Genomic DNA, 24,726 nt, shown 5'->3' on the forward strand with positions numbered 1-24,726 from the left:
GGCCTGCAGAGTCGAGCACCACTCGACGGCCTAGACTGGGCTGAGTACCGCAGCAGCACGACGAGAGCCGAGGGGCGATGGACGAGGTCGCACAGACCGCACGCGTGATCGCGGGGCGCTATGAGGTCGGCCCGCTCATCGGGCGCGGCGGCATGTCTGACGTGCACGTCGCCACCGACGCCAAGCTCGGGCGGCGCGTGGCCATCAAGCTGCTCAAGTCGAGTCTCGCCAACGATCCGGTGTTCCGCACGCGGTTCCGTCACGAGGCGCAGGCCGCGGCGCGCATGGCGCACCCCACGATCGTTCGGGTCTACGACGCCGGCGAAGAGATCGTGCGCGATGCCGCGGGTGCCGAGTCGGTCGTGCCCTTCATCGTCATGGAGCACGTCGAGGGCCGCCTGCTGCGCGAGCTCATCGACGAAGGACCGATGCCGGTGGCCGAGGCCGCCCGCATCGCCGAGCAGATTCTGACCGCGCTCGAGTACTCGCACCGCGCAGGTGTCGTGCACCGCGACATCAAGCCCGGCAACGTCATGGTGACGGCGACCGGCCAGGTCAAGGTCATGGATTTCGGCATCGCCCGAGCCATCTCCGATTCGGCCGCGACGGTCGCGCAGACCAGCTCGATTCTCGGCACGGCGCAGTACTTCTCGCCGGAGCAGGCGAAGGGCGAGGCTGTGGATGCTCGCACCGACCTCTACGCAACGGGCGTGGTGCTCTTCGAGATGCTCACGGGTCGCCCGCTCTTTCAGGCCGAGTCGGCCGTCGCCGTGGCGTACCAGCACGTCAGTGAGGTGCCCGCGGCTCCGAGCTCCATCGCTCCGCAGGTGCCGGTCGCACTCGACGCCGTCGTTCTGCACGCCCTCGCCAAAGACCGGTTCGCCCGCTTCCAAACCGCGAGCGAGTTTCGCGCCGACCTCACTGCGGCCGCGGCAGGCCAAGCGCTACCGGTACGGCCCGAGACCGGCTCCGACTTCACGTCGACCCTCTTCGGCATCGACCCCGCGGCAACAACCGACACTGAAGCGGCCATGCGCCAGCTCAGCGTCGATGATGACGAAGAGCGCCGCAGCCGCACACAGTCGAGGCCGCCCGTCGCGTGGATCTGGGCGGGCATCGTCGTCATGGCCGCCGTCGTGGCCGCTGTGCTGTTCTGGGCGTTCACGCTCGAGCGCACTCCGCTCGTCGGCTCCGTCGCCGTAGAGGTTCCCGACGTCGTGGGCCTCGCCTACGAGGAGGGCGGCCAGATTCTTCTCGACGCCGAGCTTCAGCCGCAGCCGACGACGATCACCGACCCTGATGTGCCCGAGGGCCAGATCATCAGCACCGACCCTGGTGCAGGCATCACGGTCTCGCCCGGGCAGGTCATCGAGGTGCTCGTCTCGTCCGGCCCCGAGCGCATCGAGGTGCCGAGCATCGCCCTGCTCACTCTCGCCGAGGCGCAGGCGGCGCTCGAGGCCCGAGGGCTCGTGCTCGGCACGGTCTCGGCCGAGAACTCGTCCTCAGTCGCGAAAGACGTCGTCATCCGCTCCGACCCCGAGTCAGGGGCTGAGCTGCGCGAGGGCGACACAGTCAACGTCGTGGTGTCGACGGGCCTCGTGCGGGTGCCCGATGTGCGCACGCTTCAGATCGGCGAGGCCTCAGCGCAGCTCACCGCACTCGGGCTGACCGTGTCGGTGCAGGGCGATGACAGTTGCACGGGCCAGACGGTGACGGCGCAGTCGCTCGCACCTGGAGACCGACCGCAAGGCTCGGCCGTCACGCTGCGTTACTGCAGCGGCCAGCCGGGCGACGGAGACTAGACCTCGTTCGAGTCGCGCGTCAGGCGTGCGGCGTGAGCGCAACGAGCGGGCTGAGCCCGTTCGCCGTCTCGCGCGCGCTGGGCAGACCAGCTTCGGCAAGCCAGTTGCCGAGCATGCGGTAGCCGCCCTCGGTCAGCACCGATTCGGGGTGGAACTGCACGCCGTGCACCCGAGCTTCGCGGTGCCGCACGCCCATGATGACGCCGCCCTCGGTGCGCGCCGTGACGATCAGCTCATCTGGTACCGTACCGTCGACGATCGCCAGGCTGTGGTACCTCGTGGCACGAAACGGCTGCGGCACCCCGTCGAAGAAGTCGCTCGCGTCGTGCTCGATCATCGAGGTCTTGCCGTGCATGAGCTCGTCGGCGTGCGTCACGGTGGCTCCGAGAGCTTCGGCGATCGCCTGATGCCCCAAGCACACCCCGAGCAGCGGAGTGTCGTTTCGCATCGTCGCATGAACGACATCGATCGAGATGCCGGCCGAAGCGGGGTTTCCCGGACCAGGCGAGATGAGCACGGCGTCGTAGTCGGCGATGAGTCGCTCGACCCCGCCGGGCTCGACAATGTCGTTGCGCACGACCGTCGTCTCAGCGCCGAGCTGCTGCAGATATCCGTCGAGCGTGTAGACGAAGCTGTCGTAGTTGTCGATGACGAGAACGCGCACTGACGTCACTCCTCCACGGTCGAGTCTTGCGGCAGGAAGGTGTCGGAAGCCCACGGAAAGACCCACTCGACGAGTGCTGCCACAATGAACACCGCAGCCACCGCGAAAATCAGGATGCGCAGCCAGGCCGGGCCGGGCAGAATGCGCCAGAGCGATGCGTACACGTCAGTCGCCGCCTCGAGCGCTCACGAGCCGGCCGCCTCGACGAGACCGCTGATGGCGGCGGGCGGGCCTCCTGCGCGGGGGTACCAGTTCTCCATCACGGCGTAGGCGATGATGCGCTCGGCCGATGAGAACCGAGGGTTGCAGCTCGTCATGGTGAGAAAGCGATCGGTTGCTTCGACCGACGGCTCGCGTGGCACGGGCTCCAGCACCGAGACGTAGGTTGGCCACACGTACTCGAGGCCTCTGAAGCCGTACTCGTACCAGCCGTCGGCGGTCTCGACGTAGATCAGGTCGCCGACCCGCAGCTCAGCGATGTTGGCGAAGGGCGCCCCGAAGGTCGTGCGGTGCGCGGCGATGGCGAAGTTGCCCATCTCGCCGGGCATCTGCGTGTCGAGGTAGTGCCCCACACCGATCTGTCGATTGTTGAGCACGGTGCTCAGGTCGATGCCGCCCGCGATCGGGCGCACCCAGTCGGCACCGAATCGCGGAACGATGAGCGTGCCGAACACTTCACCAGCCGCGGCAGGCTCAGCCACCACAGGTTCGCCGTTGTCCACCGCCGGTCGCTCGGTGATGGCTTCCGCCCGCTCCCACTCCTGCTGCAGCTGCTGCTGCACCTCAACACCCGCGGCCTGCTGCTCGGTGCCCGAGATGATGTCGTCGAGCCAGACGTACCAGCCCAAAAAGAGCATCACGACGACACCCGCGGTGATCAGCAGCTCACCGAGCACTCCCACGATGGTGATCTTCGGTGCGGCCTTTGGCGGGGTCGCGTCGGTCGAGCCGAACTCTGAGGGGCTGGTCTCGAAAGCGCTGTCGTCTGACGATCGTGATTGTGCCGAGCGGGTGCGCTTCGACGCGGCACGTTCGCGCTCGCGAGCCTCTTTGCGGCTCAACGGCGCGCTCGCTTCTGGCTCCACCCCGGGCCCAGCGGCCTCGTCGGGCGAGAGACCGTCGTGAGGCCGGTCGTTCTCAATCACCCGCTCATTGTAGGCGCAGGTGCTGTGCGGCCTGTCGGGCTAGACTCGACCGCATGGCACGGTCAACTGCGCGCAGCGCCGAGAACCCCGAGACCCCCCGCGGCAACGACGCCCCGAACCCCGTCTGGTTCAAGCCCGTGATGTTCGGGTTCATGCTCGTCGGCCTTATCTGGATTCTCGTCTACTACGTGAGCCAGGCATCGTGGCCGGTGCCGAGCCTCGGCCCCTGGAACATCATGGTGGGCTTCGGCATCATGTTCATCGGGTTCTTGATGACCACCCGGTGGCGCTGACCGGGGCTTTCTCGAAAACTACAGCGGTGTGATTATCCCCACTGTGGAATCGTCTGTGGATAACTTTCCACCCGCGCCCCTTTAGAGCAGGGCGAAACGCGCGATCGTCGCGAGCACGAGCACGCCGCCGACGAGCGCCAGCAGCAGCGCTTGCCGTCGCTGCTGGTCGGCGCGACGGGTGCGCAGCATCACGGCCGCGCACGCAGCGCCGACGAGCAGACCGCCAATGTGCGCCTGCCATGAGAGTCCCGGCACGATGAAGCCGAGCCCCAGGTTGATCGCAATGATCACCACGAGCTGAATGCTGGTTCCGCCCAAGCGCCGCTGAATGACGAAAAAGGCACCCAGCAGGCCGAAGATCGCACCGGATGCTCCCACAATGGCGGTGTCCGGTGCGAGCCACAGCGCCGCGACGGAGCCGCCGAGCGTCGAGAGCACATATGTCGCCGCGAAGCGGACTCGACCGATGAGAGCCTCGAGCAGCGGCCCGAGCACGAACAGCGAGTACATGTTGAACAGAATGTGGAAGAACGAGCGGTCGCTGTGCACGAGGGCCACGGTGAGCATGCGCCACGGCTCTTGCAGCGTGAACGGCGGGTAGTAGGCGAGCGCGTTCGTCACGGCGCCCTGCGACAGCAGTTGCAGCACGAAGACCACGAGCGTCACAGCCAGGATGCTGTAGCTGACGACCGGAACTCGACTGCCCGGCCGAAAGGCGCGCTGCAGGGCTGATGGTCTGCGGGGTTGAGCGGCCCGCGCACCTGCGACGCAGTCCGGGCAGTGCACGCCGACGGGCGCCGGCGTCTGGCATTGCGGGCACACCGTGCGCCCGCACCGTTGGCACAGCACGAAGCTACGGCGGTCCGGGTGCCGGTAGCACGTGTCGGAGTCAGCGCCGGCGCGCGGCCCTCCCCCGACCGGATCGGTCACGCGACCTCGACGACCTCGATAGACGTGATGATGACGTCGTCGAGAGGCTTGTCGTTGGCATTCGTGGGCACGGCCTCGATCGCGTCTACGACCGCACGCGACGCCTCATCGGCCACAACGCCGAAGATCGTGTGGTTGCCGTTCAGCCACGTGGTCGGCTTCGTCGTGATGAAGAATTGCGAGCCGTTCGTGCCCTTGCCCATGCGCTTTCCGGCGTTGGCCATGGCGAACAGGTACGGCTCGGTGAACTGCAGCTCGGGGTGGATCTCGTCGTCGAACTCGTATCCTGGGCCGCCAATGCCCTGACCGAGCGGGTCGCCGCCCTGCAGCATGAAGTCTTTGATGATGCGGTGGAAGATCACGCCGTTGTAGAGCGGGGCGGTGGTGGTCTCTCCCGTGGCCGGGTTCTTCCACTCCTTCGTGCCCGTGGCGAGGCCGACGAAGTTGTCGACTGTCTTGGGCGCGTGGTTGCCGAAGAGATTGACGACGATGTCGCCGTGGTTGGTGTGGATGGTCGCAACAGCGGTGTGGATCGTCATACCCCAATTCTGGCACGGTGGGCGCTGGTCGCTTCCTGAGCATTCGGTCGATGCCTGTTGGGTGCCCTGGTCATCAGTGCCAGGATGGTGGTGTCGCACATTGTCGACCAGGGGAGGACGTCATGGAACTGTCACGCAAGCGCCGTCGCGAGATCAAGAAGCTGCGCCGAGAGGCCGAAGGCGTCTGGGACGAGCAGCGCGAGGTTCTCGAGCACGCGGCGAGCATCCTGCGTGATGCCAGCCGTCAAGCCGCCAGCGTCGCCCGCGATGATGTCGCACCCCGCGTGCGCAGCACCTACGAGAAGCGCGTCGTGCCAACGGTCGAGGCCGGTGTCGATTCGGTCAAGCACGCTGCGAGCGCGACGCGCGACCGCTTCGTCGACGACGTGATCCCCGCCGTGACGGGCGCGATCGGGTCAGCCATCGCCGTTCTCGACGTCGCGCGCGACAAGCGCATTCGGGATGCTCTCAAGTCGGTGTCGTCGACCGGTCGCGAGCTCGCCACCAAAGCGGGCCAGAGGGTCGGCCTCATCGAGGTCAAGCCGCAGCGCGGCCCGGGAACCTACATTCTCATCGGCCTCGGTGTTGTCGCCACGGCCGCCATCGCCTACGCCGCCTGGCAGACGCTGCGCGCCGACGACGACCTCTGGGTCGAAGAAGACGAGACGGTCGACCCGACGCCTGCCGCCTAGCGCCGGTTCTCAGTGCTCGACGTCGCTCACGAGCTTGAGCGCCACGACGCACGCGACGATGCCGAGCACGAGTAGCAGCTTGATCACTGAGGCGGTCTCGGCGCCGGTGATCATGGCCCAGACGATCGTCAGGCTCGCGCCGACGCCAACCCACACTGCATACGCGGTGCCGGTCGGAATCTCGCGCATGGCGATAGCGAGTCCGAGCATGCTGAGGGCGAGGGCGACGAGAAAGACGATCGACGGCACGATCTTGGTGAAGCCTTTGGATGCTCCCAAGGCGGTAGCCCAGACGGCTTCGAGCACGCCCGAGGCGAGCAAGATGATCCACGACATGAGGTCAGCCTTCTGACCCGTCTTGTCGCTGTCCGGGTACGGGATACCTCGTCCGGGGGCTCTCTCTCGAGCTCAACTCTAGAGTTGCACGGCAACCTGCTCATGCACTGTGCATCACGCGCCGCGCACGATGAGGTCGGCACGGCCGTGCGGTTCGTGTTCGGCGCGATAGCGCGCGTCGTTGCTCGACCAGAGCTCCCAGTGCTGAGCATTCTCGTTGCCAGCGTCGCGCGCTCGGCCCCGCTCGAGAGCGATCATCGCATCGGTCTCGACCCAGATCGCGAGATCCCAGTGCGGTGCCAGCGTCGGGTGCAGCGCCGTGATGCCTTCCACGATCACGATCGAGGCTCCGGGCACAGCGATCGGATCGCTCAGAGAATTCGACGACCACTCCCGTCGCTGATAGACGACAGGTTCGCCGCGGCGTAACGGAGTGATGACCTGCTGCAGAAGCCGATCGTGATCCCAACCCCGATCCCACGAGTCGTCGAGCATGCGTTCGCGCACGATGAAGTCGTCCATCGGAATCACGACGGCGTCGGCGCCGAGCCTTTCCGCAATCGCGGCCGCGAGGGTGCTTTTGCCGGAGCCGCCCGCGCCGTCGATCCCCACGATCACGGGCGTGCGAGCATCCCGCAGCGCAGTGATCTGCGTGACGACCTCGTCGATGCCGACCGTACGAGGGCTCATCGCCCCATTGTCTCGCGGAAGCGGCATCGCGCCGCAGGAGCGCCTCCGTGCAACCCCGAGCCGAGACGCGAAGCGTCGCGACCGCGCTCGTGACGCGGAAGCGGCATCGCGCCGCAGGAGCGGCGGCGCGATCAGAAAATGGAGTGGAGCCTAGGAGAATCGAACCCCGCGACCGCAGGTTATGCGGTTGCGCGTCGAGCCTGAGCGCGGGCAAGAGAGCGGCGGGCAAGGAGTGGAGCCTAGGAGAATCGAACTCCTGACCTCCTGCTTGCAAAGCAGGCGCTCTACCAATTGAGCTAAGGCCCCGTTGCTTCGATTCTACCGAAGCGGCATCGCGCCGTAGGAGCGGCGGCGCGATAGAAGAACATCGCGTGGGGATACGAGGACTTGAACCTCGGACCTCTTCGTTATCAGCGAAGCGCTCTAACCGCCTGAGCTATATCCCCGTAAGACCGGGTACGACTGTACCGCACCCGGTGAGCCTCCTCCCAATCGGGCGGAGGCGGCCGATCAGTTGTTGGTGAAGCCGACGAGCAGTCCGCCGGTGAGGCGCACGCTGAGGTTGTAGAGAAGGGCGCTGATCGCGCCGATGGCGGTGCCGCCCACGATGTTCAGCACGGCCACAATGCTCGCGAAGAACATGACCTGACCGAGCGAGAAGACGCTGGCAAGGCTCGTCGCTTCGTCGCCGATGATGTCGCTGAAGACCGAGTCGACCTGCTCGATGACGCCGAGCGAGTTGAGCACGATCCACACGAACAGCGTGGCAACGAGCAGCAGGATCGCGCCGCAGATGGCGACGAGGAACGAGAGCTTCACCGCCGACCAGAAGTCGATGTAGACGAGCTTGAGGCGCACCTGTTTGGTGGGGGCCTGGCGCTGCGACTTGCGCTGCAGCTTCTCGGCGACAGTACTCACTCGTTCTCGTCCTTTCCGACCTCGACCTGTGATGCAGTCTCGGCGGTGTCGTCTGTGTTTTCAATACTGGCCGCTTCTCGGCCATCGGTTTCAGCCTCTACGGGCTCCGCGTCAGGGTCGACCAGGTTGCGTTCGCTGTTGCGGGCGATCGCGATGATGCGGTCGTCGTCGTCCGGCCTGGCGAACACGACCCCCATGGTGTCGCGGCCCTTAGCGGGCACTTCGGCCACCGAGGAGCGTACCACCTTGCCGTTTTGCATCACCACGAGCACCTCGTCGTCGTCGGCCACGATCAGACCGCCGGCGAGCGCGCCGCGGTCGTCACTGAGCTTCGCGACCTTGATGCCGAGGCCACCGCGCTGCTGGATGCGGTACTGGTCGACATCGGTGCGTTTGGCGTAGCCGCCCTCGGTGACGACGAAGACGTAGCCGCGGTCGCCCACCACGGAGGCCGAGAGCAGTTCGTCGTTCGCGCGGAACTTCATACCCGTGACACCCGAGGTCGAGCGGCCCATCGGGCGCAAGGCCGAGTCGTCGGCCGTGAAGCGCAACGACATTCCGAGCCGTGAGACGAGCAGGATGTCGTCGGAGTCGTCGGCGAGCATGGCCGAGACCAGAGTGTCTCCCTCGCGCAGGTTGATGGCGATGATGCCGCCCGTGCGGTTGGTGTCGTACTCGGTCAGCGCCGTCTTCTTGACGAGGCCCCGCCGGGTCGCGAGCACGAGATGCTGCGCGACGGAGTAGTCGCGAATGTCGAGAATCTGCGCGATCTCCTCCCCCGGCTGCAGCGCCAGCAGGTTGGCGACGTGTTGGCCCTTGGCGTCGCGGCCGGCCTCTTGAATCTCGTAGGTCTTCAGGCGGTAGACCCGGCCCGTGGTGGTGAAGAACAGCAGCCAGTGGTGCGTCGTGGTCACGAAGAAGTGCTCGACGACATCGTCGGCGCGCAGCTGCGCACCCTTGACGCCCTTGCCGCCGCGGTGCTGCGAGCGGTAGTTGTCGCTGCGCGTGCGCTTGATGTAGCCGCCGCGCGTGACGGTGACAACCATCTCCTCTTCGGGAATCAGGTCTTCGACGCTCATGTCTCCGTCGAAGCCGAACATGATCTCGGTGCGCCGGTCATCGCCGTAGCGGTCGACGATCTCGGTGAGCTCATCGCTCACGATCGAGCGCTGCCGCTCGGGGCTCGCAAGAATCGCCTGGTAATCAGCGATGAGCCGCTCGAGCTCTTCCGCCTGATCTTGGATCTTCTGGCGCTCGAGCGCAGCGAGTCGGCGCAGTTGCAGGTTGAGGATCGCCGTCGCCTGCAGCTCGTCAACGTCGAGCAGCTGCATGAGGCCGTCGCGGGCTTCTTCCGTGGTCTGCGAGCGACGAATGAGGGCGATGACCTCGTCGAGAGCATCCAGCGCCTTGAGGTAGCCGCGCAGAATGTGAGCGTCTGCCTCGGCCTTCGCAAGGCGGAACGCCGTGCGGCGCACGATGACCTCGATCTGGTGCGACACCCAGTAGGTGATGAAGCCGTCGATCGGCAGCGTGCGCGGCACGCCATCGACGATCGCGAGCATGTTGGCGCCGAAGTTGTCTTGCAGCTGCGTGTGCTTGTAGAGGTTGTTGAGCACGACCTTCGCGACCGCGTCGCGCTTGAGCACGATGACGAGGCGCTGGCCCGTGCGGCCCGATGACTCGTCGCGAATGTCGGCGATGCCGCCGAGCTTGCCCTCTTTGACGAGGTCGGCGATCTTGATCGCCAGGTTGTCGGGGTTGACCTGGTACGGCAGCTCGGTGATGACAAGGCAGGTGCGGCCCTGGATCTCTTCGACGGTGACGACCGCGCGCATGGTGATGGAGCCGCGGCCGGTGCGATAAGCATCGTGGATGCCCTTGACGCCGAGAATCTGTGCACCGGTCGGGAAGTCGGGGCCCTTGACCCGCTGCAGTATGGCCTCGAGCAGGCTCTCGCGGTCGGCGTCAGGATTCTCGAGGTGCCACAGTGCGGCCGAGGCGACTTCGCGCAGGTTGTGGGGAGGAATGTTGGTGGCCATGCCAACCGCGATGCCGACCGAGCCGTTGACGAGCAGGTTCGGGAAGCGGGCGGGCAGGATGCTCGGCTCGCGCGTTCTGCCGTCGTAGTTGTCTTGGAAGTCGACGGTGTCTTCCTCGATGTCGCGCACCATCTCCATGGCGAGCGGAGCCATCTTGGTCTCGGTGTACCGAGGGGCCGCGGCACCGTCGTTGCCGGGCGACCCGAAGTTGCCCTGCCCGGCGGCGAGCGGATACCGCATCGACCACGGCTGCACCAGGCGCACGAGCGCGTCGTAGATGGCCGAGTCGCCGTGCGGGTGGAACTGCCCCATGACGTCACCGACGACGCGCGAGCACTTCGAGTAGGCCTTGTCGGGGCGGTAGCCGCCGTCGAACATCGCGTAGATCACGCGGCGGTGCACGGGCTTGAGACCGTCGCGCACGTCGGGCAGGGCGCGCCCGACGATGACGCTCATGGCGTAGTCGAGGTACGACCGCTGCATCTCGAGCTGGAGGTCGACCTGGTTGACCCTGCCGCCCGGTCCGTAGTCGACCGGCTCGGTGCCGGTGGTGTCGTCTGCCATGAGGGGAATCCTTTTGGTGGTGGTGTGATCGGAGTGCGGCAACCAGCACTAGATGTCGAGGAAGCGCACGTCTTTCGCGTTCTGCTGGATGAACGTGCGGCGCGACTCGACGTCTTCGCCCATAAGGGTCGAGAACACGCTGTCGGCCATGGCCGCGTCGTCGAGAGTCACCTGCAACAGGGTGCGCGACTCGGGGTTCATCGTCGTGTCCCACAGCTCTTGGTGGTTCATCTCGCCGAGACCCTTGTAGCGCTGAACACCGTTGTCTTTCGGGATGCGCTTGCCGGCCGCGACGCCGGCTTCCATGAGCGCGTCGCGCTCGCGGTCGCTGTAGACGTACTCGTGATCGGCGTTGGTCCACTTCAAGCGGTAGAGCGGCGGCTGCGCGAGGTAGACGTAGCCGAGGTCGATGAGGGGTCGCATGTAGCGGAAGAGCAGGGTGAGCAGCAGAGTCGTGATGTGCTGGCCGTCGACATCGGCATCGGCCATGAGCACGATCTTGTGATAGCGAACCTTGTCGGGGTCGAAGTCTTCTCCGATGCCCGCACCGAAGGCCGTGATCATCGCCTGCACCTCGGCGTTGCCGAGCGCGCGGTCGAGACGCGCCTTCTCGACGTTGAGAATCTTGCCGCGCAGCGGCAGGATCGCCTGGGTCTCGGGGTTGCGCCCCTGCACGGCGGAGCCCCCGGCCGAGTCACCCTCGACGATGAAGATCTCGCTCAGCGAGGGGTCTTTCGACTGGCAGTCTTTGAGCTTGCCGGGCATGCCGCCCGATTCGAGCAGCCCTTTGCGCCGGGTCTGCTCGCGCGCCTTGCGCGCGGCGATGCGCGCGGCCGAGGCCTGCAGCGCCTTGCGGATCACGTCTTTCGCCTGCACGGGGTTGCGTTCGAACCAGTCGGCCAGGTGCTCGCCGGTGATCTTCTGCACGAACGACTTCGCCTCGGTGTTGCCGAGCTTGGTCTTTGTCTGACCCTCGAACTGCGGCTCGCCCAGCTTGATCGAGATGACCGCGGTGAGACCCTCGCGAACGTCGTCGCCCGAGAGATTCTCGTCTTTCTCCTTGAGAATGCCCTTCTCGCGGGCGTACTTGTTGACGAGCGTCGTCAGCGCGGCACGAAAGCCCTCTTCGTGCGTACCGCCCTCGTGCGTGTTGATCGTGTTGGCGTAGGTGTGCACCGACTCGGAGTAAGCGTTGGTCCACTGCATGGCCACTTCGAGCGCGATGCGGCGCTCAGTGTCTTCTGACTCGAACGAGATGATCTCGGGGTGCACGACCTCGATCTTCTTGGCCGAGTTCAAGAACTCGACGTAGTCGACGAGGCCCTTCTCATAAAGGAACTCTTCGCGTCGATCTTCTGCATCGGCGGCGGCATCGGCATCACGACGCTCGTCGGCGATCGTGATGCGCAGCCCCTTGTTCAAGAAGGCCATCTGCTGAAAGCGTGTGCGCAGCGTCTCGAAGTCGAACTCGACGGTCTCGAAGATGTCGTCGTTCGGCCAGAAGGTGATCGTCGTGCCGGTCGAGTCGGTCTTCTCCGCCTGCGCGAGAGGAGCATCCGGCACACCGTTCTGGTAGCTCTGGCGCCAGACGCTGCCCTGGCGGCGCACCTCGACGGCGAGTCGCTTCGAGAGCGCGTTGACCACCGAGCTGCCGACTCCGTGCAGACCACCCGACACCGCGTAGCCGCCGCCGCCGAACTTGCCGCCGGCGTGCAGAATCGTGAGCACGACCTCGACCGTCGATTTCTTCTCGACGGGGTGCTCGTCGACCGGGATTCCGCGGCCGTTGTCGACGACCTTGACCCCGCCATCGGCGAGCAGTGTGATGTGGATCGTGTCGCAGTGCCCGGCGAGTGCCTCATCGACCGAGTTGTCGACGATCTCGTAGACCAAGTGGTGCAGCCCGCGCGGGCCCGTCGAGCCGATGTACATGCCCGGCCGCTTGCGCACGGCCTCGAGGCCCTCGAGAACCTGAATGTCTCCGGCGTCGTAGCTGTGGTCGTTCCGAGGGGTGGGGGACGAGGTCGTCATAGAACGTAGGGCTCCCGCCGAGGTCGATCGTGGTGGCCGATCACGGGGGCCCGGATGGGGCTCCCAGCAGCGGGTCCATCCTACCAAGTTAATGCCCCCCAGAGCCGCCAGACGGGGCCTCTGGGGAGATTTCGCGACACAGGTGGAGTGATTTGTTTCTCGGCCGCTCGAGGCTCAACCGTAGGTGTCGCGGGGCCCTCGGCCCGGAACGGAGCGCGGGCCCCGCTTCCAGCTCGGTGCTCCGGGCCCGGTGAAGCGGATGCTCGACACCTGCGCCTCGGGATACCGACGCAGAATCGTGGTGAGAATGTCGGCCCGCATGAGGCGCAACTGGGTCGCCCAGGCGGTCGAGTCGCACTGCACCGTGAGCACGCCCTCGTCGATGCCCGCGGGCTCGCAGTGCGCGGCGACGTCAGCGCCGACGAGCTCGGGCCACGAGGTGAGCAGCTCGCCGCGCGCGAGCGGCGAGGTCCAGCCGAGAGACCGGGTCATGCCCTCGAGCACGTCGCCGATGCCTTCCGGGTCTCGACCGGCACCGAAGGGTGACGATGCTCCAGGAGTCTTGATCGCGCGTCGGCGCGCATCGGAGGAACGCATCGACGGGTCGCCGAACACCCGGCGCAACCGGCGGTAGACGGCGACCGCCTCGCTTTCCGGGGTCGGCTCGGTGTCGTCAGGCATCGCGGTCATTCGGCACCCCGTTGCTCGATCGCGCCGGCGGCGATGCCGATGCGCGTCGCGGCGAGCCGCTTGGGTACATCAGCGCCGACTGCCGCGGTGATGAGCACCTGCTCGAACCCGCCGACAGCGTCAGCCAGACGCTCTCGGCGCCCTTCGTCGAGTTCGGCGAAGACGTCGTCGAGAATCAGAACCGGATCGCCGGCGACCGCGTCCGCTCGCAGCACCTCGGCCGAGGCGAGCTTGAGTGCGAGTGCGTACGACCAGCTCTCGCCGTGGCTCGCGTAGCCACGGGCGGGTAGCTCGTTGAGCGTCAGCACGAGGTCGTCGCGGTGCGGCCCGATGAGCGTCACCGCGCGGTCGAGCTCGGCCCGTCGCACACTCGCCAACCGTGAGCGAAATTTTTCTGCGAGCGCCTCTGTGATCTCGATGTGCTCGACGGATTCGCCCTCGATCTCGCCATCAATACTGAGCTTCAGAGAGAGTCGGGTGGTGTGATCATCGCCGGCAACGGCGGCGTAGGCCTGGGCGACGTGAGGCCGAAGAGCGTCGATGAGCTCAGCGCGCGCAACGATGAGCTCGGTGCCCAGACTCACCAGCCGCTCGTCCCACACGTCGAGCGTGGGCAGGTTGTCGGCAGAGAGCCGTGATGCTCTCGCCGACTTGAGCAGCGAGTTGCGCTGGCGCACGACGCGGTCATAGTCGGCGATGACCCCCGCGAACCGCGGCGACCGCTGCACGACGAGGGTGTCGAGAAAAGAACGACGCACGCCCGGGTCGCCCCGCACGAGCGAGAGGTCTTCGGGGGCAAAAATGACGCTCGCGAAATAGCGGGGCAGTTCACGCACCCGAACCGACGAGCGGTTGACTTGCGCGCGATTCGGCGAAGAGCGATTCAGTTCGACATCGATGACGAGCGCGCGATCGTCGTGCTGCACCCGCAACCGTACAGTCGCCGACTCTGCACCGAAGCGGATGAGTGCCTGGTCGGTCGAGACGCGGTGCGACGCCGCGCTACCCGCATACGCGATCGCCTCAACGAGGTTCGTCTTTCCCTGGCCGTTGCGGCCGACGAAAAGCACCGCACCCGGGGCGAGTGCGACCTCGGCGCGCTCGTAGTTGCGAAAGTCGGTGAGCGCGAGGTGCGTGACGTGCACGCGCGTCAGCGCAGCAGCAGATTGGGCTGCAGCAGGTAGCGGTAGTTGTCAGCGCCCGGCTGGTCTTTCGACGACTGGCTCGTGATGAGCACAGGCCCCGGCTTGTTCGGGTTGTCGGTCTTGGTAAACGAGATGCGCACGAACTCGCTGTGCACCGCCGAGAGACCATCGATCAAGAACTGCGGCTTGAGCGACACCGTGGTGTCACCGCCGGTCAAGTGAGCGTCGATCGTCTCGGAGGCCTGGGCATTCTCAGAGCCGATGGCCTCGAGGGTGAGGCCATCGTCAGAGAAGCTGTAGCGCAGAGCGGCGTCGCGCTCGAGCACGAGCTGCACGCGGCGGGTGGCTTCGATCAGCTCGGCAGTGTTCATGACCGCGTAGTTGTCGACCGTCTCGGGGAAGAGGCGCTTTACGGGTGGGAAGTTGCCCTTGATGAGCAACGAGGTCACGGTCTTCTGGTCGGCCGAGAAGGCGATGAGTTCGCGGTCGCCCCCGCTGACGATCGTGACAGTCACGGTCGCTGCGTGCGCGAAGATCTTGCCGATCTCTGACAGCGTGCGTGAGGGAACCAGAGCGGTGACGCCCTCGGCGACAGCAGAGCTCTCCCAGTCGATCTCGCGAACGGCGACGCGATAGCGGTCGGTGGCCACGAGCGACAGCCTGTTGTCGGCGATCTCGAGCTGCACGCCCGTGATGACCGGCGTCACATCGTCGCGAGAAGCCGCGACCGAGACTTGACCGACGGCGTCGGCGAACGCCTCACCCGGCAGAATTCCGCTGGCACCATCGACGACGGGCAGGCTCGGGTACTCCTCGACGGGCATGCTCGACAAGGTGAAGCGCGCCGAACCGCAGCGCACAGCGATCTTGCCGTCGTCGGTGGAGAACTCGACGGGTGCATTCGGAAGGCGCGAGGCGATCTCGGCGAGCAGCCGGCCCGACACGAGCACGGTGCCGTCTTCGGTGACGTCAGCGGTGATCGATGTCTGGGCAGACACCTCGTAGTCGAACGAGGAGAGCGTGACGGTCGAGCCTTCGGCACGCAGCAGCACGCCGCTGAGAATCGGCAGAGTAGTGCGCTGCGGAAGAAGCTTCACGGCGAATGACACGCCTTCGCTGAAGACATCGCGATTGACCTGGAACTTCACGCGGCTCCCTCTCGGTCGAACCTCACCCGTGGGCCCGGGGCCTTCCATACTGGCACAGCCCGTGCTCGTGGGGGTGCCGGGCTTCGAGACTCGAAAAGTTATCCCTCATCCGGCATGGAAGAAAGAAGAGAACAGCATCATTAACCTCTGTTCACAGTGTGGATAACATCGCGGAGTCCGCCCATTCAGCGGGAACTACAACGGTGCAAGATGTGTGCGAGCCGGGGAGAACCTGCGTGGTGAGCGTGGGATGTTCACCCGCAGCTCGGTCGACTTTCACATCCGACGACGAGTTGTGCCACGGTCATCCCCATGCAGACACGAAGTTATCCACAGGCTTTCCCCAGTGTGCGAAACGTGCAGTGAAACTGGACGTTGACTGGGTCGGGCGACAAAAGATCAGCTGTAGCGGTGATTCTGCTTGATACGACTGGTCAACTCGGTGACCTGGTTGTAGATCGAGCGGCGCTCTTTCATGAGGTCGCTGATTTTCTTGTTCGCGTACATCACGGTGGTGTGATCGCGGTTGCCGAAGAGCTGGCCGATCTTCGGCAGCGAGAGGTTCGTGAGCTCACGGCACAGGTACATGGCGATCTGTCGGGCGGTGGCCACAGCCTGTGAACGCGATGAACCGTAGAGGTCGTCGACCGTCAGCTTGAAGTAGGCGGCGGTGTGATTGATGATGTCGACCGGTGCGATGACGTTGTCTTCATCGAGGGTGATGAGATCTTTCAGTACCGTCTGCACGAGCTGCATGTCGACCGGAGTGCGGTTCAAGTTGGCGAACGCGGTGACGCGGATGAGCGTGCCTTCGAGCTCGCGGATGTTGCTCGAGACCTTCGAGGCTATGTACTCGAGCACGTCGTCGCGAACTTGCAGTTTGTCGTTCTGCGCCTTCTTGCGCAGGATCGCGATGCGCGTCTCGAGATCGGGAGCCTGCACGTCGGTGATGAGGCCCCACTCGAAACGGCTGCGCATGCGGTCTTCGAAGCCGGTGAGGTGCTTCGGCGGCAGGTCGCTCGTGATGACCACCTGCTTGTTGTGATCATGCAGCGTGTTGAAGGTGTGGAAGAACGCTTCCTGCGTCGAGTCCTTCCCCTGGAGAAACTGGATGTCGTCGATGAGCAGAATGTCGATCTCGCGATAGCGCGACTGGAAGAGGCTCGCGCGGTTGTTGGCGATCGAGTTGATGAAGTCGTTCGTGAACTCCTCGCTCGAGACGTATCGCACCCGGATGCCCGGGTACAGGCTTTCGGCGTAGTGACCGATGGCGTGAAGGAGGTGGGTCTTGCCCAGGCCCGACTCGCCATAGATGAAGAGCGGGTTGTAGGCCTTGGCGGGCGCTTCGGCCACGGCGACGGCCGCAGCATGGGCGAATCGGTTCGAGCCGCCGATGACGAAGTTGTCGAAGCTGTACTTGTCGTTGAGTCGGCTGTCGCCGCGCCGACCCGAGGCTTCTGCGGTGGCGGGTGGCACCGATTGCTCGATGTACGAGGGGCTCGCCTCGAGCGGCTCGGACCTGCCCTCGAGGTCTTCATGCTGGATCTCGGGATTGACGACGATCGCGAAGCTCGAGACCGTCTCACCGGCTGCAGAGGTGAGGGCACTGAGCAGAGGAAGACGGATGCGCTGCTCGAGCATGCCCCGGGTCAGCTCGTTGGGAACCTCGAGATACAAGGTGCCGGCCATGACGCCACGCGGCTCGACGAGGTTGATGAACCCATGCAGCTGAGGGGTGATGCGTTCGTCGGCGGTGAGCACCGCCTTCACCGACTCCCACAGCTCGAGGGGGGATTCGGTGTCGTCCGACATCGCGGAACTCCTTGGGATGAGTCAGTGGATAACCAGGTGGATAAGTCTGTGGGCACCGCGCACGGAGGGGCGCGGGGGCCGTGCGCCTACTGTAGTTCGACACGGCGCGTCGTTACCAACGATGCAATGGGCAGGTGTGGATAATGCGGCCGCGCCGCGTGCAGTTTGACCGGTACCGAGTCGGGACCTATTGTTAACCGGTTGACTTCTGTCTGACGCCGATTCACGGCATCTAGACATTCTCGTTCCATCGTCGCTGGCCTCCGGGCCGAGGAGATAGCCATGACCAAGCGCACCTTCCAACCGAACAACCGCCGTCGCGCCAAGGTTCACGGCTTCCGCCTGCGCATGCGCACGCGCGCCGGCCGCTCGATCCTGGCCGCTCGTCGCCGCAAGGGTCGCACCGAACTCTCGGCCTGAGCACTATCGTGCTCCCGCGAGCACACCGGATCTCCCGGGGCGCCGAAATTGTCATGACTGTGCGTCGTGGCAGGCGAACCGTGACGCCTCACGCGGTGGTGCATCGCATCCCGAACGGCAGCGATAGCGCTGCACGCTTCGGCGTCGTCGTGTCGAAGAAGGTCGGGGGCGCGGTCGTGCGCAACCGGGTGCGCCGTCGCATCCAGTCGATCTGCGCCGATCACCTGTCGACCGTTCCGCACGGCGATCTGATCGTGGTGCGGGCACTCCCCGGCTCACCCGAGGTCGGGTGGGATACTCTGCGCTCGGAGATCGGCGACGGATTGCGACGGGCGGTGGTGGCACGGTGACGACGACGGTGGTGCGCGCCGCGCAGACGGTCGCTCTGATCCCGCGCAACGCCGTGGTCATCGTGCTGCGGGCCTATCGAGCGGTGATCTCACCGTTGTACGGTGATGTCTGCCGCTATTACCCGAGCTGCTCGGCCTACGCGCTGGGCTCTGTGCAAGAGCACGGGGTGACGAAGGGCGGCTGGCTCGCCGCACGTCGGCTGGCTCGTTGCCACCCGTGGGCAGAGGGCGGCATCGACGACTGGCCCGTCCGTGACAACTCTCCCTACCGCCGCACGCGGTGGGGCCTGATCGTGCTCGAGAGAAAGGCATAACCCGCCACCATGGACATCTTCGCCATCATCCTCTGGCCCATCAAATGGGCCATCGAGGCGATTCTCGTGGGCTTCCACTGGCTGTTCACGTTCATGGGTCTCGAGAGCGAGGCCGGCCTCACGTGGGTGCTCTCGATCGCGGGCCTCGTCGTCGTCGTGCGTGCCGCCCTCATCCCCGTCTTCGTGCGCCAGATCAAGAACCAGCGCAAGATGCTCGAGATCTCACCCGACCTCAAGAAGATCCAAGACAAGTACAAGGGCAAACGCGACCAGTTCTCGCGTGAGGCCATGTCGCGCGAGACCATGGCGCTCTACAAGAAGCACGGCACGAACCCTCTGTCGTCGTGCCTGCCGATCCTGCTGCAGATGCCGATCTTCTTCGGCCTGTTCTCGGTGCTCAACAGCTCGTTCAACGGACTCTCGGGCGTAGGCCTTCTCAACGAGCAGCTCTCGGCGGAGTTCGGCAGCGCGACGCTCTTCGGCATCGCCCCCCTCGGCTCGACCATGCTCACCTCAGACGGCAATGTCTGGGTCATCGTGATCGCGATCGTGCTCATCATCCTCATGACGGCATCGCAGTTCATCACGCAGCTGCAGATCATGTCGAAGAACCAGAGCCCAGAGATGAAGGCCTCGCCGATGTACCGGCAGCAGCGCATCCTGCTCTACATCCTGCCGCTGGTCTTCCTCTTCTCCGGCGTGGCCTTCCCCCTCGGCGTGATGTTCTACTGGTTCGTCTCGAACATCTGGACGATGGTGCAGCAGTTCATCGTCATCAGGAACATGCCGACCCCGGGCAGCGATGCGGCCCTCGCACGCGAGGCCCGTCTTGCCAAGCGCCGGCAACGTCGGGGCCTCCCCGAGATCATTGAAGACGAGCCAGGAACCCTGGCCGTCGAGGAGCCCAAGAAGCCGCAGCGCACTCAACCTGTCAGCAAGAACCGTGCGAAGAAGAAGGGCGGCCGCTGACTCATGAGCGACACCACTGAGACCCCGACCATCACCGACGCTCCCACCGACGCTCCGGAGGTCGACGAGTCATCCGCGATCGACGAGGGCGACATCGCGGCCGATTACCTCGAAGAGCTGCTCGACCTGGCCGACCTCGATGGAGACATCGAGATCGCCACGCGCGCTGGTCGGGTGTACCTGACCGTCGAGGCTGACGAACCGGATGCCCTCCGCCTGCTGTCGAAGCCCGACACCGTCGGCGCGCTGCAAGAACTCACTCGACTCGCGGTGCACGCCAAGACCGGCGAGTTCTCCCGCCTGATCCTCGACATCGCCGGCTCGCGCGATGCCCGCGCCGAAGAGCTTCAGCGCCTGGTCGATCGTGCGGTCGAGCGCATCGAGGCCGGCGCAGCGTCGGCCGCCCTGCCGCCGATGTCGAGCTACGAGCGCAAGCTCGTGCACGACCTCGTCTCTGAGCGCGGCTTCACCTCCGAGTCCGAGGGTGAGGGTTCTGAGCGCCACACCGTCATTCGACGTGGCTGACGACTCCCCCACTGTTTCACGTGAAACATTCGGCCCCTCATCGGGTCGACCCGCCGCGCCCCTGGAGTCGGAGCCGGAGAGCGCCCTGCAGGTGTTCGGAGATCGCATCGAGCTTGCACGTCGATTCACGGCCGACCTCGCGCAGTTCGGCGAGCAGCTCGGTCTGATCGGTCCGCTCGAGGCCTCGCGCCTGTGGTCGCGCCACATCATCAACTGCGCTCTCGTCGGCCCGTACCTGCGTGCTGGCGGGAGAGTGGGTGATGTCGGCAGCGGTGTCGGCCTGCCCGGACTCGTGCTCGCCATTGCCCGCCCCGACGTCGACCTCGTGCTCATCGAACCCATGGAGCGACGCACTGACTGGCTGCTGGCCGAGACTCAGCGCCTCGGCCTCACGAACGTCACAGTGCTGCGAGCCAGAGCAGAAGAGGTCGCCGGTACGGGCGCGCTCGAGGCGGGTCGCTTCGACCAGGTGACGGCGCGCGCGGTGAGCGCATTGTCGAAGCTCATCCCCCTCGTTGCTCCGCTCGTGCGGCCGGAGGGCGAGCTGCTGTTCCTCAAGGGCGCACGTGTGAGTGATGAGATCGCGGCGGCTTCAGCGGTCATCCGCAAGCATCGGGTGCATGATGTCGAAGTGCTAGAGCTCGGGGCTGGAGTCGTGCCCGAAGTCACGCGACTGTTTCGGGCTACAGTAGGCGGGGCATCCTGACGGAGAGCGGCACCGCGACTGCGGTGCAGGGCTCGCGAGTCGATGCCGCACGGGGGCCGCGGGGCCGACCGTTTCACGTGAAACATTGCAAGCTGGAGGCTGGGCTGTGACGACCGAGACGCCGTACGACGAGACCACGCCGCTGGCGCGGGAGGTCGCGGAGATCACCCGGCGTCGGCTTGCTCTCGCCGACACCGACCTGCCGCTGCCTGCGGTCACGCGCGTGATTACCGTCTCGAATCAGAAGGGCGGAGTCGGCAAGACCACCACGACCGTCAACCTTGCCGCCGCGCTCGCGCGCTCGGGTGCCCGAGTTCTCGTGATCGACCTCGACCCGCAGGGCAATGCGTCGACGGCGCTCGGGGTCGAGCATCGTGCTGACACGCCCAGCGTCTACGACGTGGTCGTCGGCGACTCGCCCCTCGCCGATGTCGTGCAGAAGAGCCCCGAGTTCGAGCAGCTGTACTGCGTGCCCGCGACCATCCACCTCGCCGGTGCCGAGATCGAGCTCGTCTCGCTCGTCGCGCGCGAGCAGCGACTGCGCACGGCGCTCGACACCTTTCTCACGACGACCAACGAGCAGTTCCACTACGTCTTCATCGACTGCCCGCCCTCGCTCGGCCTGCTGACGATCAACGCCTTCGTCGCGGCGCGCGAGGTTCTCATCCCCATCCAGTGCGAGTACTACGCCCTCGAAGGGCTGAGCCAGCTACTCAACAGCATTCAGCTCATCGAGCGGCACCTGAACCCGCAGTTGCGGGTCTCGACGATCCTGCTGACCATGTACGACTCGCGTACCAACCTCGCCAACCAGGTCGTGAGCGATGTGCGCGAGCACTTTCCCGAGCAGGTGCTCGACACTCTGATTCCGCGCTCGGTGCGCATCAGCGAGGCGCCGAGCTACGGCCAGAGCGTCATCAGCTATGACGAGGGCTCCCCCGGGTCGCTCTCGTACCTCGAGGCCGCCGCCGAGATCGCCCGTCGCGGGAGCGCCGCCTGATGGCCGGACCCAAGCGCACCGGTCTCGGTCGCGGCATCGGAGCACTCATCCCGACCGGCGAGGGCGAGCGCCCCGTCGACGTCTTCTTTCCTGCTCCCGTCAACGCGGCCGATCTGGCTGCGGTTCCTGGCGCCCGGCTTGCGGCGATCGCGCCGAGCGACATCGTGCCCAACCCGCAGCAGCCGCGCACGGAGTTCCGCGAAGAAGAGCTCGCCGAGCTCGTGCACTCGGTGCGTGAGTTCGGCATTCTGCAGCCGATCGTGGTGCGCGAGCGCGCGGGTGCGGCAGCCGGCGAGGCGCAGTACGAGCTGATCATGGGCGAGCGGCGGTTGCGAGCATCCACGATCGCGGGCCTCGAGACGATTCCTGCGATCGTGCGCAATACGGCTGACGACGCCATGCTGCGGGATGCTCTGCTCGAGAATCTGCACCGTGCCCAGCTGAACGCGCTCGAAGAAGCGAGCGCCTACCACCAGCTGCTCGACGACTTCGGCATCACTCAGGAGCAACTCGCCGAGCGCCTCGGTCGGTCGCGACCGCAGATCACCAACACCCTGCGGCTGCTGAAGCTGCCCGAGGCCGTGCAGGCGCGCGTCGCCGCCGGCGTTCTGACGGCCGGCCACGCGAGGGCGATTCTCGCCGCCCCGAATGCGCAGGCCATGCTCAAGCTCTCTGACAAGATCGTCAACGAAGAGCTTTCGGTGCGACAGGCTGAAGCCGCGGCCGCGCTGCTCAACGGCACGTCGGCGAAGAAGGCGGCCAAGAAGCCCGTAGCGGGCTCGCGCCAGGGTCAGCTCAACGAGATCGCGGAACGGCTAGGTGATCGGCTCAACACCCGCGTCTCGATCTCGCTCGGCCAAAAGAAGGGCTCGCTCGTGATCGACTTCGCGACCGTGGCCGACCTCAACCGCATTCTCGGCGAACTCGGCGACGACGGCTTCCGCTAGGTGTACCCGGTCAGCAGGTTGGTGACACGGAGTTGAGGAGAAGGCCTTCATTCTGAGTGGTGTCTAACGCCATCGAAGAGGAAGGCCTTCTCTTGGTCCACCGTAATGCGAGGCTGGCGCCCGCCGGCCGAATGATCCTGGTTCAACGGGTGCTGCAGGGCCGCCCGATCTCGCACGTCGCGAAAGAACTCGGTGTTTCGCGCCAGTGCGCGCACCGATGGGTGGGCCGCTTCCGCAGCCACGGCGCTGCGGGTTTAATCGATCGCTCATCGAGGCCACGGCGATCACCGACGGCGACGCCGTCCACGGTCGTCAGGGAGCTGATTGCGGTCCGTCAGGCCGAACGCATCGGCCGTGACGAGTTGGCGTTGCGCTTCACGGTCAGCGCCTCGACGGCGTCTCGGATCATCGCTCGAGCAGGGCTGCCGCGCCTGCATGAGCTGGACCCGGTCACCGGGATTCGTATTCGCGCCTCCCGGACCACGCAGCTGCGTTACGAGCACGAGAGGCCCGGCGATCTGATCCACGTCGACGTGAAGAAGCTCGGTCGCATTCCTGACGGCGGCGGGTGGAGAATCGACGGCCCTGCCGTCATCGATCACAATCGCGGCCGCGTGAAGTCAGCCAAGCTCGGGTTCGACTACGTTCACGTCGCCGTCGATGACCACTCCCGGCTCGCGTTTGCGCAGATTCTGCCGGATGAGAAAGGCGCCACGTGCGCGGCGTTCCTCACCGCCGCGGCAGCGTTCTTCGCCCAGCACGGCGTGGCGATTCGAGCGGTGATGACGGACAACGCCAAGAACTACGTCATCTCCCACGCGTTCCAAGACACGTTGAGACTGCTGGGCGCACGGCACGTGACGACGCGGCCGCACTGCCCATGGCAGAACGGCAAGGCTGAACGGTTCAACAGAACCCTGCAGGAGAACTGGGCTTATCGGCATCCGTTCTTGACCAACCAAGCTCGTCACGATGCTCTCTCGCCGTGGCTTGAGCATTACAACTACGCTCGAGGCCACACCGCTTGCGGAGGCCTGCCGCCGATCAGCCGAGTGTCACCAACGTCATGACCGGGTACAGCTAGGCGCGAGCCTCGCGCCACGCCGTCTGCGCGAGCTCGGCGTAGACCCACCCGACGTCGTGCCCTGCGGCCTCGAGCGCGAGCGCGAAGGTCGAGGTCTCGGTGAGTCCTGGCATGACGCTGGCCTCGAGAAACCACGGCGTTCCCGCGCCGTCGATGATGAGGTCGATGCGGCTGATGTGCCGCAGCCCGAGCGCGCGATGCGCGGCGAGCGCCACCTCGGTGGCGCGGGCGGCCGTGTCATCGTCGATGCGCGCCGGAGCGTAGAAGCGGGTCTCCCCCGCGTTGTAGCGCGCCTCGAAGCCGTACACGCCCGACAGCGGCTCGATCTCGACGGGCGGCAGAGCAACCGGACCATCACCGGTGTCGATGATGCCGATGGCCACCTCGACGCCCGTGATGCGCTGCTCGATGAGCGCGACATCGCAGTAGGTGTAGGCGAGCACCATCGCACGCCGCAGCTCGTCGTCGGTGCTCACGAGGCTCACGCCCTGCGCCGAGCCGCCCTGGGCAGGCTTCACCGCGACGGGGGGCGGCAGCTCGTGCTGCACGGCCGAGAGCACGCTCTCGGCGCCGAGCTCGCGGAACGCGTCACGCGTCAGTGTGATCGAGTGCGGCGTCGGAACCCCCGCGCGCTCGACGAGCGTCTTGGCCCGGGGCTTGTCCCAGGCCAGCCGTGTCGCGCTCGCGGTCGAGCCCACGTAGGGGATGCCGAGAAACTCGAGCAGGCTGCGCAGGGCCCCGTCTTCTCCGCTCGCGCCGTGCAGCGTCGGCCAGATGACCTCGGGTCGATCGGCGAGCAGCGCGGGCAGCAGGGTGGCATCGGGGTCGCGAAGCTCGACCTGCAGCCCGTGCGCGGCGAGCCCGTCGGCGACACGTCGACCCGACTTGAGCGAGATGTCACGCTCGTGCGAGATGCCGCCGGCGAGCACGAGCACGCGCTGCGCGGCACTGGAGTCTGTACCGGTCATGATCG

27 protein-coding genes, 2 tRNA genes and 1 riboswitch are annotated in these 24,726 nt (G+C 65.9%); of the genes, 12 read left to right on the forward strand and 17 right to left on the reverse strand.

Annotation, left to right across the window (positions count from 1 at the left end):
• Positions 1–77: 77 nt before the first annotated feature.
• Positions 78–1,802 carry a Stk1 family PASTA domain-containing Ser/Thr kinase gene (gene pknB / locus KL788_RS08915; protein WP_293170518.1) on the forward strand — a complete coding sequence of 575 codons (1,725 nt, stop codon included), beginning with the start codon at positions 78–80 and terminating at the stop codon, positions 1,800–1,802.
• A gap of 19 nt (positions 1,803–1,821) precedes the next feature.
• On the opposite strand, the gene KL788_RS08920 is transcribed toward pknB, so the two are convergent.
• Genes KL788_RS08920 through KL788_RS08930 form a run of 3 tightly spaced genes read right to left on the reverse strand, consistent with a single transcriptional unit; the run spans position 1,822 to position 3,611 of the window.
• Positions 1,822–2,466: an anthranilate synthase component II gene (locus KL788_RS08920; protein ID WP_293170520.1), complete on the reverse strand. Its 645-nt coding sequence runs from the start codon at positions 2,464–2,466 to the stop codon at positions 1,822–1,824.
• Positions 2,467–2,471: 5 nt separating this feature from the next.
• Complete coding sequence (locus KL788_RS08925) at positions 2,472–2,630, reverse strand: hypothetical protein (RefSeq protein ID WP_293170522.1); 159 nt, start codon at positions 2,628–2,630, stop codon at positions 2,472–2,474.
• A gap of 21 nt (positions 2,631–2,651) precedes the next feature.
• Positions 2,652–3,611: a class E sortase gene (locus tag KL788_RS08930; protein WP_293170524.1), complete on the reverse strand. Its 960-nt coding sequence runs from the start codon at positions 3,609–3,611 to the stop codon at positions 2,652–2,654.
• A gap of 53 nt (positions 3,612–3,664) precedes the next feature.
• Between KL788_RS08930 and KL788_RS08935 the strand changes: the two genes are divergently transcribed.
• The gene (locus KL788_RS08935; protein ID WP_293170526.1) at positions 3,665–3,904 is read left to right on the forward strand and encodes a cell division protein CrgA; all 240 of its coding nucleotides are present in this window, start codon (positions 3,665–3,667) and stop codon (positions 3,902–3,904) included.
• An 81-nt stretch (positions 3,905–3,985) separates the two neighbouring features.
• Here KL788_RS08935 and KL788_RS08940 read toward each other — a convergent pair whose 3' ends face one another.
• The gene (locus tag KL788_RS08940; protein WP_293170528.1) at positions 3,986–4,570 is read right to left on the reverse strand and encodes a rhomboid family intramembrane serine protease; all 585 of its coding nucleotides are present in this window, start codon (positions 4,568–4,570) and stop codon (positions 3,986–3,988) included.
• A gap of 260 nt (positions 4,571–4,830) precedes the next feature.
• Entirely contained in the window at positions 4,831–5,373 is a 543-nt protein-coding gene (locus tag KL788_RS08945) for a peptidylprolyl isomerase (RefSeq protein ID WP_293170530.1), read from the reverse strand.
• A 122-nt stretch (positions 5,374–5,495) separates the two neighbouring features.
• Between KL788_RS08945 and KL788_RS08950 the strand changes: the two genes are divergently transcribed.
• Entirely contained in the window at positions 5,496–6,065 is a 570-nt protein-coding gene (locus tag KL788_RS08950; protein ID WP_293170532.1) for a hypothetical protein, read from the forward strand.
• A gap of 9 nt (positions 6,066–6,074) precedes the next feature.
• Here KL788_RS08950 and KL788_RS08955 read toward each other — a convergent pair whose 3' ends face one another.
• The 11 genes from KL788_RS08955 to dnaA form a co-directional block, all read right to left on the reverse strand.
• Positions 6,075–6,401: a DMT family transporter gene (locus KL788_RS08955; RefSeq protein WP_293170534.1), complete on the reverse strand. Its 327-nt coding sequence runs from the start codon at positions 6,399–6,401 to the stop codon at positions 6,075–6,077.
• A gap of 11 nt (positions 6,402–6,412) precedes the next feature.
• Positions 6,413–6,478: riboswitch (guanidine-III (ykkC-III) riboswitch) on the reverse strand.
• Positions 6,479–6,515: 37 nt separating this feature from the next.
• Positions 6,516–7,091, reverse strand: coding sequence for a uridine kinase family protein (locus tag KL788_RS08960; protein ID WP_293170536.1), 576 nt, complete (start codon positions 7,089–7,091; stop codon positions 6,516–6,518).
• A gap of 233 nt (positions 7,092–7,324) precedes the next feature.
• Positions 7,325–7,397, reverse strand: a tRNA-Ala gene (locus tag KL788_RS08965).
• 66 nt (positions 7,398–7,463) lie between these two features.
• Positions 7,464–7,537: transfer RNA gene (locus KL788_RS08970), tRNA-Ile, on the reverse strand.
• A 64-nt stretch (positions 7,538–7,601) separates the two neighbouring features.
• Complete coding sequence (locus KL788_RS08975; RefSeq protein WP_293170538.1) at positions 7,602–8,009, reverse strand: DUF3566 domain-containing protein; 408 nt, start codon at positions 8,007–8,009, stop codon at positions 7,602–7,604.
• Entirely contained in the window at positions 8,006–10,612 is a 2,607-nt protein-coding gene (gyrA, locus tag KL788_RS08980; protein ID WP_293170540.1) for a DNA gyrase subunit A, read from the reverse strand. Before gyrA ends, KL788_RS08975 begins: the two co-directional genes overlap by 4 nt.
• A gap of 48 nt (positions 10,613–10,660) precedes the next feature.
• On the reverse strand, positions 10,661–12,643 hold the full coding sequence (gene gyrB / locus KL788_RS08985; protein ID WP_293170542.1) for a DNA topoisomerase (ATP-hydrolyzing) subunit B: 1,983 nt from the start codon (positions 12,641–12,643) through the stop codon (positions 10,661–10,663).
• A 174-nt stretch (positions 12,644–12,817) separates the two neighbouring features.
• The gene (locus KL788_RS08990) at positions 12,818–13,324 is read right to left on the reverse strand and encodes a DUF721 domain-containing protein (RefSeq protein ID WP_293173264.1); all 507 of its coding nucleotides are present in this window, start codon (positions 13,322–13,324) and stop codon (positions 12,818–12,820) included.
• A 5-nt stretch (positions 13,325–13,329) separates the two neighbouring features.
• Positions 13,330–14,478: a DNA replication/repair protein RecF gene (gene recF / locus KL788_RS08995; protein WP_293170544.1), complete on the reverse strand. Its 1,149-nt coding sequence runs from the start codon at positions 14,476–14,478 to the stop codon at positions 13,330–13,332.
• A gap of 5 nt (positions 14,479–14,483) precedes the next feature.
• Positions 14,484–15,626: a DNA polymerase III subunit beta gene (gene dnaN / locus KL788_RS09000; protein ID WP_293170546.1), complete on the reverse strand. Its 1,143-nt coding sequence runs from the start codon at positions 15,624–15,626 to the stop codon at positions 14,484–14,486.
• A 399-nt stretch (positions 15,627–16,025) separates the two neighbouring features.
• On the reverse strand, positions 16,026–17,438 hold the full coding sequence (dnaA, locus tag KL788_RS09005) for a chromosomal replication initiator protein DnaA (protein WP_293170548.1): 1,413 nt from the start codon (positions 17,436–17,438) through the stop codon (positions 16,026–16,028).
• Between the two features lie 282 nt (positions 17,439–17,720).
• Here dnaA and rpmH point away from each other — a divergent pair, with 282 nt between their 5' ends.
• The 9 genes from rpmH to KL788_RS09050 all read left to right on the forward strand — a co-directional run bounded on the left by rpmH (position 17,721) and on the right by KL788_RS09050 (position 23,739).
• The gene (gene rpmH / locus KL788_RS09010; protein WP_293170550.1) at positions 17,721–17,858 is read left to right on the forward strand and encodes a 50S ribosomal protein L34; all 138 of its coding nucleotides are present in this window, start codon (positions 17,721–17,723) and stop codon (positions 17,856–17,858) included.
• Between the two features lie 8 nt (positions 17,859–17,866).
• Positions 17,867–18,208, forward strand: a complete 342-nt coding sequence (gene rnpA / locus KL788_RS09015) for a ribonuclease P protein component (RefSeq protein ID WP_293170552.1) — start codon at positions 17,867–17,869, stop codon at positions 18,206–18,208.
• A gap of 8 nt (positions 18,209–18,216) precedes the next feature.
• On the forward strand, positions 18,217–18,522 hold the full coding sequence (gene yidD, locus KL788_RS09020; protein ID WP_293173267.1) for a membrane protein insertion efficiency factor YidD: 306 nt from the start codon (positions 18,217–18,219) through the stop codon (positions 18,520–18,522).
• A 9-nt stretch (positions 18,523–18,531) separates the two neighbouring features.
• The gene (yidC, locus tag KL788_RS09025) at positions 18,532–19,491 is read left to right on the forward strand and encodes a membrane protein insertase YidC (protein WP_293170554.1); all 960 of its coding nucleotides are present in this window, start codon (positions 18,532–18,534) and stop codon (positions 19,489–19,491) included.
• Between the two features lie 3 nt (positions 19,492–19,494).
• Positions 19,495–20,016: a protein jag gene (locus KL788_RS09030; protein ID WP_293170556.1), complete on the forward strand. Its 522-nt coding sequence runs from the start codon at positions 19,495–19,497 to the stop codon at positions 20,014–20,016.
• A gap of 61 nt (positions 20,017–20,077) precedes the next feature.
• On the forward strand, positions 20,078–20,722 hold the full coding sequence (rsmG, locus tag KL788_RS09035; RefSeq protein WP_293173270.1) for a 16S rRNA (guanine(527)-N(7))-methyltransferase RsmG: 645 nt from the start codon (positions 20,078–20,080) through the stop codon (positions 20,720–20,722).
• An 85-nt stretch (positions 20,723–20,807) separates the two neighbouring features.
• Positions 20,808–21,722, forward strand: a complete 915-nt coding sequence (locus KL788_RS09040; RefSeq protein WP_293170558.1) for a ParA family protein — start codon at positions 20,808–20,810, stop codon at positions 21,720–21,722.
• Positions 21,722–22,669, forward strand: coding sequence for a ParB/RepB/Spo0J family partition protein (locus KL788_RS09045; protein WP_293170560.1), 948 nt, complete (start codon positions 21,722–21,724; stop codon positions 22,667–22,669). The genes KL788_RS09040 and KL788_RS09045 overlap by 1 nt, the downstream gene beginning before the upstream one ends.
• A 92-nt stretch (positions 22,670–22,761) precedes the next feature.
• Positions 22,762–23,739, forward strand: coding sequence for an IS481 family transposase (locus KL788_RS09050; RefSeq protein ID WP_293173273.1), 978 nt, complete (start codon positions 22,762–22,764; stop codon positions 23,737–23,739).
• 10 nt (positions 23,740–23,749) lie between these two features.
• On the opposite strand, the gene KL788_RS09055 is transcribed toward KL788_RS09050, so the two are convergent.
• Entirely contained in the window at positions 23,750–24,721 is a 972-nt protein-coding gene (locus KL788_RS09055) for a D-alanine--D-alanine ligase family protein (protein ID WP_293170562.1), read from the reverse strand.
• Positions 24,722–24,726 lie beyond the last annotated feature (5 nt).

The sequence above is a fragment of the Microcella sp. genome (genome assembly GCF_019739195.1).
GTDB lineage: Bacteria > Actinomycetota > Actinomycetes > Actinomycetales > Microbacteriaceae > Microcella.